The following is a 16,394-nucleotide window of genomic DNA, read 5'->3' as shown; positions in this document are numbered from 1 at the left end:
TTGGCAACCACGACCGTTGCGCGATCGCGCCTGTGTTTGACCTATGGCTACTGCAAATCGAAAACCTCTGTATCTGGACTTTGAAAAGCCGCTCGTGGATCTGCAAGAGCGCATTGAGCGGATCCGTCGCCTCGCGGAGGAGAACGGGGTGGATGTGAGCGATCAAATCCAGCAGTTGGAGGAGCGATCGAACCAGTTGCGCCAAGAGGTCTATGGTGGTTTGTCGGCGGTGCAGCGGTTGCAAGTGGCTCGCCATCCCCGCCGCCCCAGCACCTTGGACTACATCAACGCCATGACCGATGATTGGCTGGAGTTGCACGGCGATCGGCGCGGGGGAGATGACCCGGCGATCGTGGGCGGTGTGGCCAGCTTGGATGGGATGCCCGTGGTGATTTTGGGCCACCAAAAAGGCCGCGACACCAAAGACAATGTGGCCCGGAATTTTGGCATGGCAACCCCCGGCGGCTATCGCAAGGCCATGCGCCTGATGGAACATGCCGATCGATTCGGAATGCCGATCATTACCTTTATTGACACGCCCGGTGCTTGGGCGGGGGTCGATGCCGAGCGGCTGGGCCAAGGCGAGGCGATCGCCTATAACCTGCGGGAAATGTTCCGGCTCAATGTGCCCATCCTTTGCACCATCATTGGCGAAGGCGGCTCCGGCGGGGCCCTGGGAATTGGCGTTGGCGACTGGCTGATGATGTTTGAGCACTCGGTCTACACCGTGGCTTCACCGGAAGCTTGCGCCTCAATTTTGTGGCGAGATGCGGGCAAGGCGGCCCAAGCGGCCGAAGCCTTGAAGATCACGGCGCGTGATCTGAAGGATTTGGGAATTTTGGATGAAATTTTGTCGGAACCTTTGGGCGGGGCCCACTCCAACCCGCTGGAAACGGCCGAAACCCTGAAGCAGGCGATCGTGCGGGCCTTGGAACAACTCCTGAGCCTGTCGCCCCAGGCCCGGCGCGATCGCCGCTATCAGAAATTCCGCAAAATTGGTCAATTTACCGAGGGGCCGATCGAATCGCTGGTGACCTCCGCTTCGTAGCCGTTGCCGTGGGCAGATCCAATTAAGCGTCTGTACCCGATCATAGAAATGAGCATCCTGTATTTTTCCCGTGGGGATCAGTCTCGCAGGGGCCTTGGAGGTATCTATGAGCGATGCGACCAGCGGCGCGATCGACCGTGCGATCGCCCCATCTATGGAGTTTTTTGATGGGGTGGTTGAAGATCCCAGCAACGTGAGCCTGCGACGGGATCCGACCACGGGCGCAAAGATCGTGATGATGGTTTTTGAGCAACTGAACTGCATTGAGCGCTTTCGGGCCGTGACCAATCGGTTTTCCGGGAGTCTGCGCCTGCGAGACGAGGAAGGCGACATTTTGGTAGAACCTTCCAGCGTGCGGTTTATCTTCGGCGGGCCCGAAGGCGATGATTTTGAACGGTTTGAATGTCAATTTCGGATTGAAATCCCGGAACAGTGGGATCGGTTCATGCGGTTCATGAATCGCTAGGCCGATGCCAATGGAATGGGCTATGCCCCGCGCTAGGCGATCGCCATGGCCGGCGATCGGGTGGGTGAATCAACGGCTAATTCACGGCTAATTCATGGGGGCTGATCGACAAATCGACAATGGATCGACAATAGGATGAGTCGATCTTTAGGCATGGATGATGCGTTCTCGGGATCTGAGTCCTTCAAAGCCACTCAGCCAAAATCACTCCGATCCGTTGCGCCAATCCATCCATTCAGATCCCGCGTTTCTACCGTTTTTCTGGCGAAGAGTCCCCCATGAAAGTTGCAATCACTGGAGCAACCGGTTTCGTTGGCCGTGCCTTGGTGCAGCGGTTGAATCAGCAAGGGGATTCCCTGGTGCTTTTCAGTCGCGATCGGGCAAGGGCGGAGCGCTATTTTCCCCGATCGGCCTTTCCCAACCTGTCAATTGTGGGCTATGAACCCACGGCCGCTGGCGATTGGCAACAGGCGATCGCGGGGTGCGATGGGGTGGTGAACCTGGCCGGTGCTCCGATCGCGGAAGGCCGCTGGACCACGGCCCGCAAGCAGGAAATTTTAGACAGTCGCCAACTGGGAACTCGGCGAATTGTGGAGGCGATCGCGGCGGCCAATCCCAAACCCGCCGTTTTGGTGAATTCCTCCGCGATCGGGTTCTATGGCCCCAGCGAAACGGCCACCTTCACCGAGGCCAGCTCGGCCGGCCAGGGCTTTTTGGCCCAGGTTTGCCAAGCTTGGGAAGCGGAAGCCCAGGCTGTCACGGCCCAGCAAACCCGGTTGGTGATTTTGCGCACGGGCATTGTGCTGGGAGATGGAGGTGCTTTGGGCAAAATGCTGCCGGTGTTTCGGGCCTTTGCGGGCGGCCCCTTGGGCACGGGTCAACAGTGGTTTTCCTGGATTCACTTGATGGATGTGGTGAACCTGATTGAGCGATCGCTCAAGGATCCCAGCTTCAGTGGGGTTTATAACGCCACCGCTCCCAAACCGGTGCGGATGGGGGAACTGTGCCAGGTGCTGGGCAGTTTGCTGAATCGCCCCTCTTGGTTACCGGTGCCTGCCTTTGCGCTGGATCTATTGCTGGGGGAAGCGGCTCAGGTGGTGTTGGAAGGTCAATGTGTGCTGCCCGATCGGGCCCAACAGGCGGGCTTCCAATTTGACTATGGGGATTTGTCGGCGGCCTTGCGGGCGATCGTCTAGGGCTTGCCGGGGACGGGGGAGCCAAAACGGTGGATGCTCCCGCTGCCCAGTGGCTCCTGTTCCTTGCTGGCTCAGAGTCTCCGGCATTTAGACTTCTGGCTTTTTCAACCTTGTTTCCGGTTTTGGTTGCAGCCCTATTGCCAGCCCTATTGCCAGCATTAATATCTTTGGCATCCGTCATCTCGCCCGCCCCCCTCTGCCATGTCTCCTCGCACGCTGGATCTGAGCGATCGCCTCTATGACTATTTGTTGGCCGTGTCCCTGCGGGAAGCGCCAATTTTGCAGGAACTGCGTCAGGTAACCGCTCGCCACCCCGCCGCCCAAATGCAAATTGCGCCGGAACAGGGCCAGTTCATAGCCCTGTTGGTGCAACTGATTGGGGCTGAGCGGGCGATCGAGGTGGGAACCTTCACGGGCTACAGCACCCTTTCGGTCGCCTTGGCCATGCCCGATCGGGGGCGGATTGTGGCCTGCGATGTGAGCGCCAACGACACCGCGATCGCCCAGGAATTTTGGCAGCGGGCCGGCGTTTCCCACAAAATCGATCTGCGAATTGCGCCGGCCCTCGAAACGCTCGATCAATTGCTGGCGGCCGGTCAGGCAGATTGCTTCGATTTCGCCTTCATTGACGCGGACAAGAAAAATTACCCCAACTATCTCGATCGCTGCCTGGCCCTGGTGCGACCCGGCGGCCTGATCGCCATTGACAATGTGCTGTGGGCCGGGCGCGTGGCCGATCCCACCAACCAGGAAAACAACACGGAAGCGATTCGCGAATTCAACGCTCGGTTGCACCAAGACCCTCGGGTGGATCTAAGCCTCGTCCCGATCGGGGATGGGATGACCCTCGCTCGCCGCCGTCCCTCCCCAAATCTGGCAAGCTAGACATGGGCCGCCCCTTGGAGGGGTTAATCAACAGCCCAACTCGATAGATCCTGTCCATTGCTTCATGACCGCTTGGTTGCCTTTGCCATGACCCTGCCCCTATCCCTCCCGATCGCCCTTGGCCTGTTCGTTGGTTTGCCCCTTTTGGGTCTGGCGTTGTATTTGTGGTCTCCTCGGAAGTACCAGTCCGCCAACTCCGTCGCCAACGCCTATGACGAGTGGACCACAGACGGCATTTTGGAATTCTATTGGGGTGAGCATATCCACTTGGGTCACTATGGCTCTCCCCCACGCCGCAAGGACTTTTTGGCGGCCAAAGCGGATTTTGTCCATGAAATGGTGCGTTGGGGCCAGCTCGATCGCCTGCCAGCCGGCACAACCCTGCTGGATGTGGGCTGTGGCATTGGCGGCAGCAGTCGCATTCTGGCCAAGGACTATGGTTTCCAGGTCACAGGCATTACGATCAGTCCCCAGCAGGTGGCCCGGGCCCAATCCTTGACCCCGCCGGATGTGACAGCGCAATTCGCGGTGGATGATGCCATGGCCCTGTCGTTTCCCGATGCCAGCTTTGATGTGGTTTGGTCGATCGAAGCGGGGCCCCACATGCCCGACAAGGCCGTTTTCGCCAAGGAACTGCTGCGAGTGCTCAAGCCCGGCGGAATTCTGGTGGTGGCCGACTGGAACCAGCGGGACGATCGACAAGTGCCCCTCAACGGCTGGGAGCGCCCCGTCATGAAACAACTGCTGGAGCAATGGGCCCACCCGGCCTTCGCCAGCATTGAAGGCTTTGCCGAAGACCTGGCCGCCACGGGCCTCACGGATGGCGATGTGATGACGGCTGATTGGACTCCTGAAACCTTGCCCTCTTGGCTTGACTCCATCTGGCAAGGGGTAGCCAGACCCGCCGGCCTGATCAAGTTTGGTGTTCCGGGCCTGGTGAAGTCTTTGCGGGAAGTGCCCACCTTGCTGCTGATGCGTTTGGCCTTTGGGGCCGGGCTTTGTCGGTTTGGCATGTTCCGAGCAGTGCGGGCGGCGGCTCCGGTTTCGGCTCAACCGGCCACGACTGCCACCGCTCGTTAAGGCAAAAGGCTCGCTCAAGTTGATCGCCCCAATCGATCGCCCCAATCGATCGCCCAATCTGACGTTCCTTGCAAGTCATGCTTTTTCCCAATCCTGTGCCGAGTCCCGCCGGGTGGCAACTGTTTCGCTGGCTGTTTGATCCGCTAACTTTTCTGGATCAATGCACCGATCGATGGGGGTCAACGTTTTCCCTGGGACTGGTCACCGGGTTGCGCATGACCCTTGTGGCGGATCCAGAGGCGATCGCGGATGTGTTTTCCCTGGATCCCAACCACATCGAAAGCGGTTCCATGAATTATCTGCTGGAGCCGCTGGTGGGTCTCAATTCCCTGCTGTTGTTGGATGGTAATCCCCACCGTCGCCATCGCAAGTTGCTGTTGCCGCCGTTCCATGGCGAACGCATGACAGCCTATGGGCGGTTGATTTGTGACTTAACCCGCCAACAGGCGGCGGATTGGGGATCGCAAAAGGTCATTGCTGGGCGCAAGGTAACCCAAGTCATTACGCTGAAAACCATCCTGAAAGCGGTGTTTGGGCTGGTGGATGGCGATCGCTATGGCCAAATCCAAGTTTTGGCAGCCAAAATTCTAGACCTGCTGGGATCGCCCTTCACCTCTAGCCTGTTGTTTTTGCCGTCCTTGCAGCGGGATTGGGGGCCATGGAGTCCTTGGGGCTATTTTCTGAAGTTGCGGAATCAGCTTGATGTCTTGCTCTATGGGGAAATTGCCGATCGCCGCGCTGAGCAAGTCCAAGCTCAACAGGACGCTGCTCAACCGAACCCAGCCACCAATCGGGGGCCGAGCGATCGCACCGATATTTTGAGCTTGTTGTTGGCGGCTCGCGATGAAGCGGGCCAGCCCATGAGCGACGAGGAAATTCGCGACGAATTAATGACCCTGCTGCTGGCCGGCCATGAAACCACCGCCACGTCCTTGGCTTGGGCCCTGTGGTGGGTGACGCAGTTTCCGGCCATGGGCGATCGAATCCGGGCGGAAATTGCCGAACTGGGGCCGGATCCGGAACCGATGGCGATCGCCAAACTGCCCTACCTGAACGCTTTTTGCCAGGAAACCTTGCGCCTGTATCCCGTGGCCCTGATTGGCAGTCCGCGCCGCTTGCTGAAGCCCACAACGATCGGGCGCTATGACTATCCCGCCGGGGCCATTGTCTCGCCCAACATTTACAGCGCCCATCGTCGGCCGGATTTGTATCCCAACCCAACCCAGTTCCAACCCGAACGATTTTTGGAGCGATCGTTCAGCAATTCAGAATTTTTGACCTTTGGCGGCGGCAGCCGAAGCTGCATTGGCATGGCCTTTGCCCAGTTTGAAATGAAGCTGGTGTTGGCAACGCTGCTGATGGACTGGTCGGTGGCCTATGCCGGGGTGTTGCCTCCCCGCCCGGCCCGCCGAGGGGTGACCGTGGGGCCTGATGGGCCGCTGCGATTGCGGATGACCCGGCGCGATCGGGTGGCTCCTGCCCCAGTGCCCAAGCCCCAAACGGTGGCCTAGGGCTGATCGATCGGGCGGTGAATTATGGGGCCGCGATCAAGTCGGCCCAAGCAAACCGGCCCAAGCCAGCCAGGCCGTGCCATAGGCCGCCTCCGTCTGCTTTGCCGATCGCACGGGGCAACCCAAATGGCGCGATCGAATGGCCGTCCATACATCATTTTTTGCCCCACCGCCGGCCGTCTGCACCAATTGCAGCGGGCTGGCTCCCAATTGCTGAAGTAACTGATAGCCTTGGGACTCAATCCGGGCTAGGCCTTCCAAAATACCTTGCAAAAAGGCGGCGGGATCCGCCGGTCGGGGCGTGAGGCGCGGTGGCAAATGGGGATCACAAATGGGGAAGCGATCGCCCGGTTCCAGCAGGGGGTAATAGTCGAGGGGGCTGGGCTGCTGGGGATCAATTTGGGCAGTGAGCCGTTGTAACTCTTGGTCAGAAAAAAAGTGCCGCAACACCCGGCCGCCGGCATTGGAAGCCCCACCCACCAACCAGCGATCGACCGAGGGGGGGCTAGCGGTCGTGTTGCCACTCCCAGGGGCCAGGGGGGCCATGGCCAAGCGGGCCATTAACGATCGCCCCAGAAAGTGGCTATAGACCCCATGGGCGCGATCGGCCACGGGCTGCTCGCTCAGTAATTTAATCGCTAGGGTAGACCCCAAGGACGTGACCGCCTGGCCCGGTTCCTGGACTCCGCTGGCCAAAAATGCCGCAATGCTATCGGTAGTGCCGGTGCAAATTTGGCAATCGATCGGGAAATCCCAGCGATCGGCCCACAGGGGCAAAATGGTTCCGATCGCCTGGCCCGGTTGTGCAATCTTGGGCAGCGATGGCCCAATATCCAAACGGCGCAACCATTGGGGATAGGTTTGGCGGATGGGGTCGCCACCTAACTTCAGCGCGTTGTGATAGTCCGTGATGCCAAATTGACCGTGCAGTTGGGCCCCGAGCCAATCCGCTTGATGGAGCAATTGGGGTGGATCCACCGTGGGCCACTGACCGCCATATTGCGTAGCTCGCCACCATAGCAGCTTGGCTAGGCTGGAGGTGGCGCTGTGGGTGACGTGATCTGCCGGGGCGATCGCGGCAATTTGGGGCAAAACGGATTGGCCCCGATCGTCATCGTAGGCGAGAGGATCGGTCAGGGGATGGCCCTGGCGATCACAAAGCAGCACGGTTCCCGAAGTGCCATTGATGGCGATCGCCCCCGTTTGTTGCCGCACCGATCGGGGCAAATCCGCCAGCAGCGCCGTCAATTGCGCCAGCCAATCCGCTGCACTCCCCGATCCCGTCCCCGATGCGCTTACCTGCGCTTGGGCCACCACGGCTCCCTGTCGATCGACCACCATGGCTCGGGCCCCGGAGGTTCCAAAGTCAATGCCCATGGCCAACTGATTAGCCCATTGTTCATCAAGGCCCCAATCCTGACCCATCATTCCTGCCCATATCGCTAGTTAGTCAATTGCCAATTAACTTGCAAACTAAGATTGCAAATTGCTCGTAATTGCTTGTCGTTGAATCACTGGTTAACGTTGAAGCTTGATTGCTGCCTTTGCCCGATTTTGCCCCTATGCCCCAGCCGATCACGACTTCTGCCACCTCACCCCAGGAATTGGTGAAAACCCAGCACGACTTTTTTAAGTTGGGCTACACCCGCGATGTGGATTATCGGCTGCGGCGGCTTCAGGATCTGCGCCGGGCCATTGAAGAACAACAGGATCAGCTCCTGCGGGCCCTACAGGTGGATTTGGGCAAACCTCCCTTTGAAGCGGTGCTGGCGGAGTTGGAATTTTGCCTGCTGGAAATTGACCACGCCCTCAAACATCTGCGGAGTTGGACTAAGCCCCGATCGGTCGGGTTGCCTGTCACCCTCTGGCCCGGTCGAGCCAAGGTGCAGCGGGAGCCGTTGGGTGTGGTGTTGATTATGGGGGCCTGGAATTATCCGGTGCAGTTGACTTTGGGGCCGCTGGTGGGGGCGATCGCGGCGGGCAACTGCGCGGTGATTAAGCCCTCAGAGGTTGCCCCCCAAAGCTCCCGGGCGATCGCGGATTTAATTCGCCGGGCCTTTGACCCGATGTATGTGGCGGTGGCGGAAGGGGGAATTCAGGTCAGCCAAGCCCTGTTGGAAGAACCTTTCGACCATATTTTCTATACGGGTGGCCCCACGGTGGCCAAGGTGGTGATGGCCTACGCAGCCCAGCGACTCACACCGGTCACCCTGGAGTTGGGGGGCAAAAATCCTTGCATTCTCGATCGCTCGGCTGACTTCCCGATCGCGGCCCGGCGAATTGTGTGGGGCAAGTTTTTCAACGCAGGACAAAGCTGCTTGGCTCCTGACTATGTGTTGGTGCCGCGCGATCGGGAAGCGGAGTTTCTGGCGTTGGCCCAAGCGGCCATTACCGACTTTTTTGGCCCCACCCCCAGCCTCAGCCCGGATTTTGCCCGGATTGCCAATGACTATCACCTAGAACGGTTGTTGCGGCTGATTCCCGGCTCGGGCCAGGTGGTGATCGGCGGGGATGCGGATCCGCTGCAACGCTACTTGGCCCCGACCCTATTGGCGGCGGTGCAGTGGAGCGATCCCGTGATGCAAGAGGAGATTTTTGGGCCCATTTTGCCGGTGTTGGCCTATGACCACCTGGACGGGGCGATCGCCCAGATCAACGCCCGGCCCCATCCCTTGGCTTGCTATGTGTTTGCCAACGATCGCACCATTAGCCGGGCGATCGGCCGGGAAACCACCTCGGGAGCCCTTTGTGTGAATGATCTGTTGGTGCAAGCCACCGTGCCCGATTTGCCCTTCGGCGGCGTGGGAGCCAGCGGCATGGGGCGCTATCACGGCCGGGCTGGGTTTGAGCTATTTTCCTATCAGCGCAGCCACCTGTGGCGATCGGCCAAGCCGGAATTTCCGATGCGCTATCCGCCCTACGACGACAACAAATTATCCTGGCTGTCGCGATTGCGGTCTTAACCGTTCCTTAAGCCCAAAGAAACCCTAGGGGACGATCGTGATCGTGATCACCCCCTGTAGAATAGGAGGCTGCAAGTTAGCCCAACCCGCTCCTAAATCACCCAATCGCAGATCCTCAGTGATTTGTCGCGATTTTGGCTGGCAACTTTGGGCCAACCCCTCGCTTCGTCAACCCGCAGCGAACTAGACCTTTCCTATCTGCCAACCGCACACTCGCCCCATGCCGAAGGTACTTGTCTCCGACCCGATCGACAAAGCCGGCCTCGACATTCTGTCGCAAGTGGCCCAAGTCGATGTCCGCACCGGCCTGCCCGAAGATGAGCTGGTGCAAATCATCGGTGAATATGACGCGCTCATGATTCGATCGGGTACTCGTGTCACTGCCCGTGTGATCGAAGCCGGCCAAAGCCTGAAAATTGTTGGCCGCGCTGGGGTCGGAGTCGATAACGTGGATGTGCCCGCCGCCACCCGCCAAGGGGTTGTGGTTGTGAACTCGCCGGAAGGCAACACGATCGCCGCCGCCGAGCACGCCCTGGCCATGATGCTGTCCATGTCGCGCTACATTCCCGCCGCCAACGAATCCACCAAGGCCGGCAACTGGGATCGCAAGAACTTCACGGGCGTGGAAGTTTACAAAAAGACGCTCGGGGTTTTGGGCTTGGGCAAAATTGGTTCCCATGTGGCCTCCTGTGCCAAGGCCATGGGCATGAAGTTGCTGGCCTATGACCCCTTCATTTCCAAGGAACGCGCCGAGCAGTTGGGTTGTCGCTTGGTGGATTTGGACTTGCTGTTCCGTGAGTCGGATTTCATCACCCTGCACATGCCGAAAACACCGGAAACGGCCAACCTGATTAATGCTGAAGCGCTGGCGAAGATGAAGCCCACGGTGCGGATCGTTAACTGCGCCCGGGGCGGCATCATCGACGAGCAAGCGCTCTACGAAGCCCTGAAGGAAAATCGGATTGGCGGCGCGGCCCTTGATGTGTTTTTGGATGAGCCGCTGGGAGATTCGCCCCTCAAGGGCTTGGGCAAGGAAGTGGTGCTGACTCCGCACTTGGGTGCTTCCACCGAAGAAGCCCAAGTAAATGTGGCGATCGACGTGGCGGAGCAAATCCGCGATGTGCTGTTGGGGCTGCCAGCGCGATCGGCCGTGAACATTCCGGGTCTTTATCCCGATGTGATGGAGCAACTGCGGCCCTACCTGAAGTTGGCGGAAACCCTGGGCACTTTGGTGAGCCAACTGGCTGGCGGTCGGGTGGAATCCCTGACGGTGCGCCTGCAAGGGGAATTGGCAGAAAAAGACAGCAAACCCATCACGATCGCAGCCCTGAAAGGTTTGTTGTCCCAGGCTTTGCGGGAACGGGTGAACTACGTCAACGCCAGCATTGAAGCCAAGGAGCGGGGCATCCGGGTGATTGAAACCCGCGATTCTTCCGTTCGGGATTACACCGGCTCGCTGCACCTGTCGGCGGTGGGTTCGTTGGGCGAGCACTCGGCCACGGCCACTCTGCTGAGTGACGGGGAAATTCACATCACCGGAATTGATGATTTCCCGATTAACGTCACCCCCACCCGCTACATGCTGCTGACCAAGCACCGGGATATGCCGGGGATCATTGGGAAAATTGGTTCGCTGCTGGGGAGCTTCAATGTGAACATCGCCAGTATGCAGGTGGGCCGCAAGATTGTGCGCGGCGATGCGGTGATGGTGCTGAGCATTGATGATCTGCTGCCCGATGGCCTGCTCGAAGAGATTGTGAAGGTTCCGGGTATCCGCGATGCCTTCACGGTGGTGCTTTAGCGATCGCTCAGATTAGGGTTCAGATTAGGGTTGGGAAACCCAACCCCTACGGCGGTGGCAATGACGACGGATCCTAGGCTTCTTTGCTGAAAAACTATCCGGAGCTAATGACTGGAGGGCTGAAAACCACTCCATGTAGATGCACCCCGATTGAAACCTCGATTGCTGGCTGGCCCAGCTCGAGGTTTTTTCTTGCGCAAAAATCGGCTGATCACAAAAATCGGCTGATAAGTAGATCGATGGGCTAACCCATGAGTCAGCCTATGAGCAAAATTAATGGTCACTCCCTGACAAAAAAACTAGGCGATCGGGCCTGACCCTGCTACCATACGGCCTAAGTTTTGTTACAAAGACAACAGTTTGCTGGTCGCATCTTTATTGATGCTGCTCACCGAGTCTGGCTGAGTCTAGCTGGATAAAACCTAAAAGGGGTCGGCAATTGGTCGGAGCAACGGCAAAACCGGATAACCGATTAAGCGCGATCCATAACGTTTGCAAGCTGTCCTATACCCATTTGGCTTCGATCGCCCGATCGATCCCAATCATTTCACTGTGGTATGAGCCTCAAGCCGGAACCACTGCCGAAGGGAGTTTCACGCTCAAGGCTTTTACGCTTTCGTGCATTGGTCTAAGATTCCCTTCAGTTTGAAGCTCAACCAGTTCAACCACGTTAACGACCAGCAAACCTGAAACCGGGAGGCAAACGTGCTGCGTTTGGAACGCATCCAAAAAATTTACCCAACGGGCCAAGTCCTGCGGGATGTGAGCTGGGAGGTCAAGCCCGGCGATCGGGTTGGGTTGGTTGGTGTGAATGGGGCAGGTAAATCCACCCAACTCAAAATCATCATGGGTGAGATTGAGCCAACGGCCGGGCAAATTATTCGCCCGGCTGATCTGCGCATTGGTTATCTCAACCAAGAGTTTGATGTGGATCCTTGCCGCACGGTGCGCGAAGAACTGTTCTCGGCTTTCACGGAAGCTTGCGAGGTGCAGGATCAAATGCACCAGGTGCAAAACGAGATGGGCGCGGCGGATCCCGATCGCCTAGAAGCGTTGCTGCGCGATCTCGACCACCTACAACGCCGGTTTGAAGCCCTGGATGGCTATGGCCTAGAAGCCCGGGTCGATCGACTGTTGCCGGAGTTGGGGTTTGAGCCGGACGATGGCGATCGGCTGGTCAGCTCCTTCAGTGGCGGCTGGCAAATGCGGATCTGCTTGGGCAAGGTGATGCTGCAAGAGCCGGATCTGTTGCTGTTGGACGAGCCGACCAACCACTTGGATCTCGAGTCGATCGAGTGGTTAGAAGGCTACCTGAAGCAACTGGGCAAACCGCTGGTGCTGATTTCCCATGACCGAGAATTTCTCGATCGACTCTGCACCACGATTGTGGAAACCGAGCGCGGCGTGTCCACCACCTACTTGGGTAACTATTCCCAATACCTGACCCAAAAAGAAGAAAATCGCAGCGCCCTCCAGGCGGCCTACGATCGCCAGCAAAAGGAACTAGACAAGCAACAGGCCTTTGTCGATCGGTTCCGGGCCAGCGCCACCCGCAGCACCCAAGCCAAGAGCCGCGAAAAACAACTGGAAAAAGTGGAGCGCCTCGAAGCGCCCGTGGCTGATGTGCGCACCCTGCGATTTCGGTTTCCGCCCGCCCCGCGCAGCGGTCGCGAGGTGGTCAAAATTGAAGACCTGACCCACGCTTGGGCCGATAAGATCCTGTTCCTGGGTGCGAACTTGACCGTGGAACGGGGCGATCGAATCGCCTTCCTTGGGCCCAATGGTTGCGGTAAATCCACCCTGTTGCGCATGATCATGGGTCGGGAAGCCCCCACCGAGGGAACCGCCCAAATTGGTCAACACAACGTGATCCCCGGGTATTTTGAGCAAAACCAAGCCGAAGCCCTGGATTTACACAAAACCGTCATTGACACCCTGCGGGACGAAGCCCCAGACTGGAAAGAGGAAGAGGTGCGCAGCCTCTTGGGCCGTTTCCTGTTCAGTGGCGAAGCGGTTCTCAAGAAAGTTGAATCCTTGAGTGGGGGCGAAAAGGCGCGTTTAGCCCTCGCCAAAATGCTCGTTCAGCCCGTTAATCTGCTGATTTTGGACGAGCCAACCAACCACTTGGACATTCCTGCAAAAGAAACCCTCGAATCAGCCCTGACGCAATTCGATGGCACTGCCTTGATCGTGTCGCACGATCGATACTTTATTTCGCAAGTTGCCAACAAAATTGTGGAAGTTCGTGAAGGCGAACTGCGCGTTTATCAGGGCAACTATCGCTACTATCTCGACAAGATTGCCGAGGAACAAGAGCAAGCAAAGTTGGCAGCCATTGCCCAAGAGAAGGCGGACAAAGCGGCCGCCAAGCGCGAGAAAGAGCGCGAAAAGCAACGGGCCAAGCAGGACGCGAAAAAAGCAAACACCGGTTTGTAAATACCTTGTAACGTCTGGGATGCGCCACAAACCATCCCAGGCTTATAGGTTAAATCTCGGTGCTATTATGGCGGGAAAATTAAGCAAATATGAAGAGCAATCAGAGTATGGTGGAGTCAACTGTCTCCCCTGTCGTGCTGATCATTCTTGACGGCTGGGGCTACCGCGAAGATCGCAACGGTAATGCGATTGCCGAAGCGAAAACCCCGATCGTTGATAGCCTTTGGGCAGCCTATCCCCACACACTGATCCGCACATCAGGTAAGGCGGTTGGACTGCCCGAGGGGCAAATGGGTAACTCCGAAGTGGGCCACCTGAACATTGGTGCGGGTCGGATTGTGCCCCAAGAGTTGGTTCGCATTTCCGATGCCGTTGAAGACGATTCAATTTTGAGCAATCCTGCCCTGGTCGCCACCTGTCAGCAGGTTAAAGCCAGTGGCGGCAAGCTCCATCTGATTGGCCTTTGTTCCGATGGGGGTGTGCATTCTCATTTGGATCATGTGGCCGGGTTGCTGAAACTGGCAACGCAACAGGGAATCACGGAAGTCTGTATTCACGCCATCACCGATGGTCGCGACACCCAGCCCAACAGTGGCATTGAGTTTCTGACTCGACTGCAAGGGCTGATTGATGACGCGGGGGTGGGTCAAATCACGACGGTTTCCGGGCGCTACTACGCGATGGATCGCGATCGCCGCTGGGATCGGGTGCAAAAGGCCTACCAGGTGATGGCCACGGAGGGTGAAGTGGATGGGCGATCGCCCGTGCAGATCCTTCAGGACTCCTACGCGGAAAAGGTTTTTGATGAGTTCATTCTGCCGGTGCGGGTGGCTCCGGGGGCCGTGGCGGCCCAAGACGGCGTAATTTTCTTCAATTTCCGTCCCGATCGGGCGCGGCAGCTCACCCAAGCGTTCATGGATCCTCAATTTGATGGGTTTGAGCGCGAACTGGTGCAACCGATCCATTTCGTCACCTTCACCCAATATGATCCCGAGCTACCCGTGGCCGTGGCCTTTGCGCCGCAGGATCTGAAAAACATTTTGGGTGAGGTGTTGGCGAATCATCGCCTTCGCCAGTTTCGAGCTGCCGAAACGGAAAAATATGCCCATGTCACCTACTTCTTCAATGGTGGTTTGGAGGATCCCTTTGAAGGGGAAGATCGGGTGCTGATCCCGAGTCCGATGGTGCCAACTTACGATCGCGCGCCGGCCATGTCTGCGGACGCGGTAACCGATGCGGTGGTTTCCGCCATTCAAAAGGAGGTCTACTCCTTGGTGGTGGTGAACTATGCCAATCCAGACATGGTGGGGCACACCGGACAGATGGAAGCGGCCATTCAGGCCATTGAAACGGTCGATCGCTGTTTGGGCCGGGTGTTAACGGCGGTTTCCAAGGTGGGCGGCACGGTGCTGATCACCGCTGACCACGGGAATGCGGAATACATGTTCGATGAGGCGGGTAATCCCTGGACGGCCCACACCACCAACCGTGTCCCATTCATCGTGGTGGAAGGGGAGCGTCGAAAGGTGGTCGGCCATGGCTGCGATGTTCAGTTGCGGGATGATGGTTGCTTGGCGGATATTGCGCCGACGATTCTGCAATTGCTGAATTTGCCCCAGCCCTCTGAAATGACGGGCAAGTCGATCGTGGCTCCGGCGGCCTATGAAGCCAAGTTGAATCGCACGCCGGTCACGGTAGGCGTTTAGACCCACGGGGGCCGCTGGGGGTCTCCATCCGGCTGTAAAATGTTGATTCCGCTATTGCTGGGTACAATCCTGCGTTTCCTATGTTGACCACGATTTTGGAAATAATCTGGGCCCTGTCTGCCCTCGGTTTGGTGGTGTTTGTGCTGTTGCACAGCCCCAAGGGTGACGGTCTCGGCGGCATTGGCGGCCAAGCTCAACTGTTTTCGAGCACCAAGAGCGCGGAAGCCACGCTAAATCGCATTACCTGGACGCTGGCTTTGGTGTTCATGGGTTTGGCGGTGGTGCTGAGTGCCGGCTGGCTGAAGGGTTAGGGGCGATCGCCCAATGGGTGGGGTGTCCCGCAACCGACAACGATGGCAGAGCGCGATGGTCTATGGGGCGATCGCGCTCTGCTGTGTTTTGGGCGGTTGGGTCTGGAGTGGTCTGGGAATTTGGGGGCTAGCCGATCGAGGGGGGGATTCGCTCGCCCAAGCAACGGAACCGCCGCCGGCCCTGCTCTCCCAATTGCCGCCGCCCCAGGTATACCCGTTGCCAACCCGTTTGCAACAGTGGCGCGATCGCCCTGCGGCCCAATCAAGACTTGTTCCGCCGCGTAACGGGGCCGGGGATGACTTCGACCCAGATTCCTCTAGTCCAGATTACTTCGACCAAATTGAACCCTCGATCGTGGGTCACCTGATCTGGTCGCAGTTTCCGATCACCGTTGCCCTTGCCCCCACACCGCCCCGCGCGGCAGCTTGGCGCAAGGCCGTGACCCAGGCGATCGCCGATTGGCAACCCTATCTATCGCTGCAACTGCTGGACGCTGGGGATTCAACCCCGGCCGACATCACCATCGCCCTGGGCAATCCCACCCTGCGCAATGCGGCCGGTTTGCCCCGAGCCGCCAACGCCCGCACCACCTATGAGTTCTATTGGGATCTACGGGGCGATCGCCCCCGACTGGCCCACCGATTTACGATGCTGTTGCGGGGCGATCGCGCGTTTGCTCAACTGTTGGGCACGGCTCGCCATGAGTTGGGCCATGCCCTGGGAATTTGGGGCCACAGTCCTAATCCCCAAGACGCGCTTTATGCCGCCGCCGTGGCCAATCCGCCCCCCATTTCCGATCGGGATCTGAACACCCTAGTAAAAATCTATGAGCAACCCACCCGCCTCGGTTGGCCATTAAACTAACGTCAGTTCGGGATAAGGGGAGCGGAAGAAAGACGGGGCTGGTTAAGCTGAGGCATTAACAAAAAAGCCCTCAACCCAACCCCGTCATGCTCAGTCTAGAAGCTCTGTTCTGCAAAATCGACGATT

13 protein-coding genes are annotated in these 16,394 nt (G+C 58.3%); 12 read left to right on the top strand and 1 reads right to left on the bottom strand.

Going from position 1 to position 16,394, the window contains the following annotated elements; translation table 11 throughout:
* Nucleotides 1-43 precede the first annotated feature (43 nt).
* The 6 genes from H6F46_RS14330 (at nucleotide 44) to H6F46_RS14305 (ending at nucleotide 6,186) form a co-directional block, all read left to right on the top strand.
* Nucleotides 44-1,048, top strand: coding sequence for an acetyl-CoA carboxylase carboxyltransferase subunit alpha (locus H6F46_RS14330; RefSeq protein ID WP_190355461.1), 1,005 nt, complete (start codon nucleotides 44-46; stop codon nucleotides 1,046-1,048).
* Between the two features lie 106 nt (nucleotides 1,049-1,154).
* Nucleotides 1,155-1,514, top strand: coding sequence for a photosystem II reaction center protein Psb28 (gene psb28, locus H6F46_RS14325; RefSeq protein WP_190355460.1), 360 nt, complete (start codon nucleotides 1,155-1,157; stop codon nucleotides 1,512-1,514).
* A gap of 278 nt (nucleotides 1,515-1,792) precedes the next feature.
* The gene (locus H6F46_RS14320; RefSeq protein WP_190355459.1) at nucleotides 1,793-2,710 is read left to right on the top strand and encodes a TIGR01777 family oxidoreductase; all 918 of its coding nucleotides are present in this window, start codon (nucleotides 1,793-1,795) and stop codon (nucleotides 2,708-2,710) included.
* A 201-nt stretch (nucleotides 2,711-2,911) separates the two neighbouring features.
* Nucleotides 2,912-3,595, top strand: a complete 684-nt coding sequence (locus tag H6F46_RS14315; RefSeq protein ID WP_190355458.1) for a class I SAM-dependent methyltransferase — start codon at nucleotides 2,912-2,914, stop codon at nucleotides 3,593-3,595.
* Nucleotides 3,596-3,682: 87 nt separating this feature from the next.
* Entirely contained in the window at nucleotides 3,683-4,675 is a 993-nt protein-coding gene (locus tag H6F46_RS14310) for a methyltransferase domain-containing protein (RefSeq protein ID WP_190355457.1), read from the top strand.
* A gap of 77 nt (nucleotides 4,676-4,752) precedes the next feature.
* Nucleotides 4,753-6,186, top strand: coding sequence for a cytochrome P450 (locus H6F46_RS14305; protein ID WP_190355456.1), 1,434 nt, complete (start codon nucleotides 4,753-4,755; stop codon nucleotides 6,184-6,186).
* A 36-nt stretch (nucleotides 6,187-6,222) separates the two neighbouring features.
* Here the strand turns inward: H6F46_RS14305 and H6F46_RS14300 are convergent, their stop codons facing one another.
* Nucleotides 6,223-7,614, bottom strand: coding sequence for an FGGY-family carbohydrate kinase (locus H6F46_RS14300; protein WP_242027967.1), 1,392 nt, complete (start codon nucleotides 7,612-7,614; stop codon nucleotides 6,223-6,225).
* 134 nt (nucleotides 7,615-7,748) lie between these two features.
* Here H6F46_RS14300 and H6F46_RS14295 point away from each other — a divergent pair, with 134 nt between their 5' ends.
* The 6 genes from H6F46_RS14295 (at nucleotide 7,749) to H6F46_RS14270 (ending at nucleotide 16,268) form a co-directional block, all read left to right on the top strand.
* Nucleotides 7,749-9,149 carry an aldehyde dehydrogenase family protein gene (locus H6F46_RS14295; protein ID WP_190355454.1) on the top strand — a complete coding sequence of 467 codons (1,401 nt, stop codon included), beginning with the start codon at nucleotides 7,749-7,751 and terminating at the stop codon, nucleotides 9,147-9,149.
* 220 nt (nucleotides 9,150-9,369) lie between these two features.
* Nucleotides 9,370-10,950 carry a phosphoglycerate dehydrogenase gene (gene serA, locus H6F46_RS14290; protein ID WP_099534988.1) on the top strand — a complete coding sequence of 527 codons (1,581 nt, stop codon included), beginning with the start codon at nucleotides 9,370-9,372 and terminating at the stop codon, nucleotides 10,948-10,950.
* A gap of 705 nt (nucleotides 10,951-11,655) precedes the next feature.
* Nucleotides 11,656-13,386 (top strand): ATP-binding cassette domain-containing protein, encoded by a 1,731-nt coding sequence (locus H6F46_RS14285; RefSeq protein ID WP_190355453.1) that lies wholly within the window; start codon nucleotides 11,656-11,658, stop codon nucleotides 13,384-13,386.
* Nucleotides 13,387-13,493: 107 nt separating this feature from the next.
* On the top strand, nucleotides 13,494-15,092 hold the full coding sequence (gene gpmI, locus H6F46_RS14280) for a 2,3-bisphosphoglycerate-independent phosphoglycerate mutase (RefSeq protein WP_099534986.1): 1,599 nt from the start codon (nucleotides 13,494-13,496) through the stop codon (nucleotides 15,090-15,092).
* Between the two features lie 80 nt (nucleotides 15,093-15,172).
* Nucleotides 15,173-15,403, top strand: coding sequence for a preprotein translocase subunit SecG (gene secG / locus H6F46_RS14275; protein ID WP_099534985.1), 231 nt, complete (start codon nucleotides 15,173-15,175; stop codon nucleotides 15,401-15,403).
* A gap of 13 nt (nucleotides 15,404-15,416) precedes the next feature.
* Nucleotides 15,417-16,268 carry a peptidase gene (locus H6F46_RS14270; RefSeq protein WP_190355452.1) on the top strand — a complete coding sequence of 284 codons (852 nt, stop codon included), beginning with the start codon at nucleotides 15,417-15,419 and terminating at the stop codon, nucleotides 16,266-16,268.
* Nucleotides 16,269-16,394: the final 126 nt, after the last annotated feature.

The sequence above is a fragment of the Limnothrix sp. FACHB-1083 genome (genome assembly GCF_014696485.1).
Lineage (GTDB): Bacteria > Cyanobacteriota > Cyanobacteriia > CACIAM-69d > CACIAM-69d > CACIAM-69d.
The sequence above is the reverse complement of the archived record's forward strand: the minus strand, read 5'-3'. Positions and strand labels throughout refer to the sequence as shown.

Excerpts from the sequence above, each read along its gene's own strand:
- H6F46_RS14300 (WP_242027967.1), bottom strand. The coding sequence starts at position 7,614 with ATGATGGGTCAGGATTGGGGCCTTGATGAACAATGGGCTAATCAGTTG.
- H6F46_RS14295 (WP_190355454.1), top strand. The coding sequence starts at position 7,749 with ATGCCCCAGCCGATCACGACTTCTGCCACCTCACCCCAGGAATTGGTG.
- H6F46_RS14320 (WP_190355459.1), top strand. The coding sequence starts at position 1,793 with ATGAAAGTTGCAATCACTGGAGCAACCGGTTTCGTTGGCCGTGCCTTG.
- secG (WP_099534985.1), top strand. The coding sequence starts at position 15,173 with ATGTTGACCACGATTTTGGAAATAATCTGGGCCCTGTCTGCCCTCGGT.
- H6F46_RS14315 (WP_190355458.1), top strand. The coding sequence starts at position 2,912 with ATGTCTCCTCGCACGCTGGATCTGAGCGATCGCCTCTATGACTATTTG.
- H6F46_RS14270 (WP_190355452.1), top strand. The coding sequence starts at position 15,417 with ATGGGTGGGGTGTCCCGCAACCGACAACGATGGCAGAGCGCGATGGTC.
- H6F46_RS14305 (WP_190355456.1), top strand. The coding sequence starts at position 4,753 with ATGCTTTTTCCCAATCCTGTGCCGAGTCCCGCCGGGTGGCAACTGTTT.
- H6F46_RS14330 (WP_190355461.1), top strand. The coding sequence starts at position 44 with ATGGCTACTGCAAATCGAAAACCTCTGTATCTGGACTTTGAAAAGCCG.
- H6F46_RS14310 (WP_190355457.1), top strand. The coding sequence starts at position 3,683 with ATGACCCTGCCCCTATCCCTCCCGATCGCCCTTGGCCTGTTCGTTGGT.
- serA (WP_099534988.1), top strand. The coding sequence starts at position 9,370 with ATGCCGAAGGTACTTGTCTCCGACCCGATCGACAAAGCCGGCCTCGAC.
- gpmI (WP_099534986.1), top strand. The coding sequence starts at position 13,494 with ATGGTGGAGTCAACTGTCTCCCCTGTCGTGCTGATCATTCTTGACGGC.
- psb28 (WP_190355460.1), top strand. The coding sequence starts at position 1,155 with ATGAGCGATGCGACCAGCGGCGCGATCGACCGTGCGATCGCCCCATCT.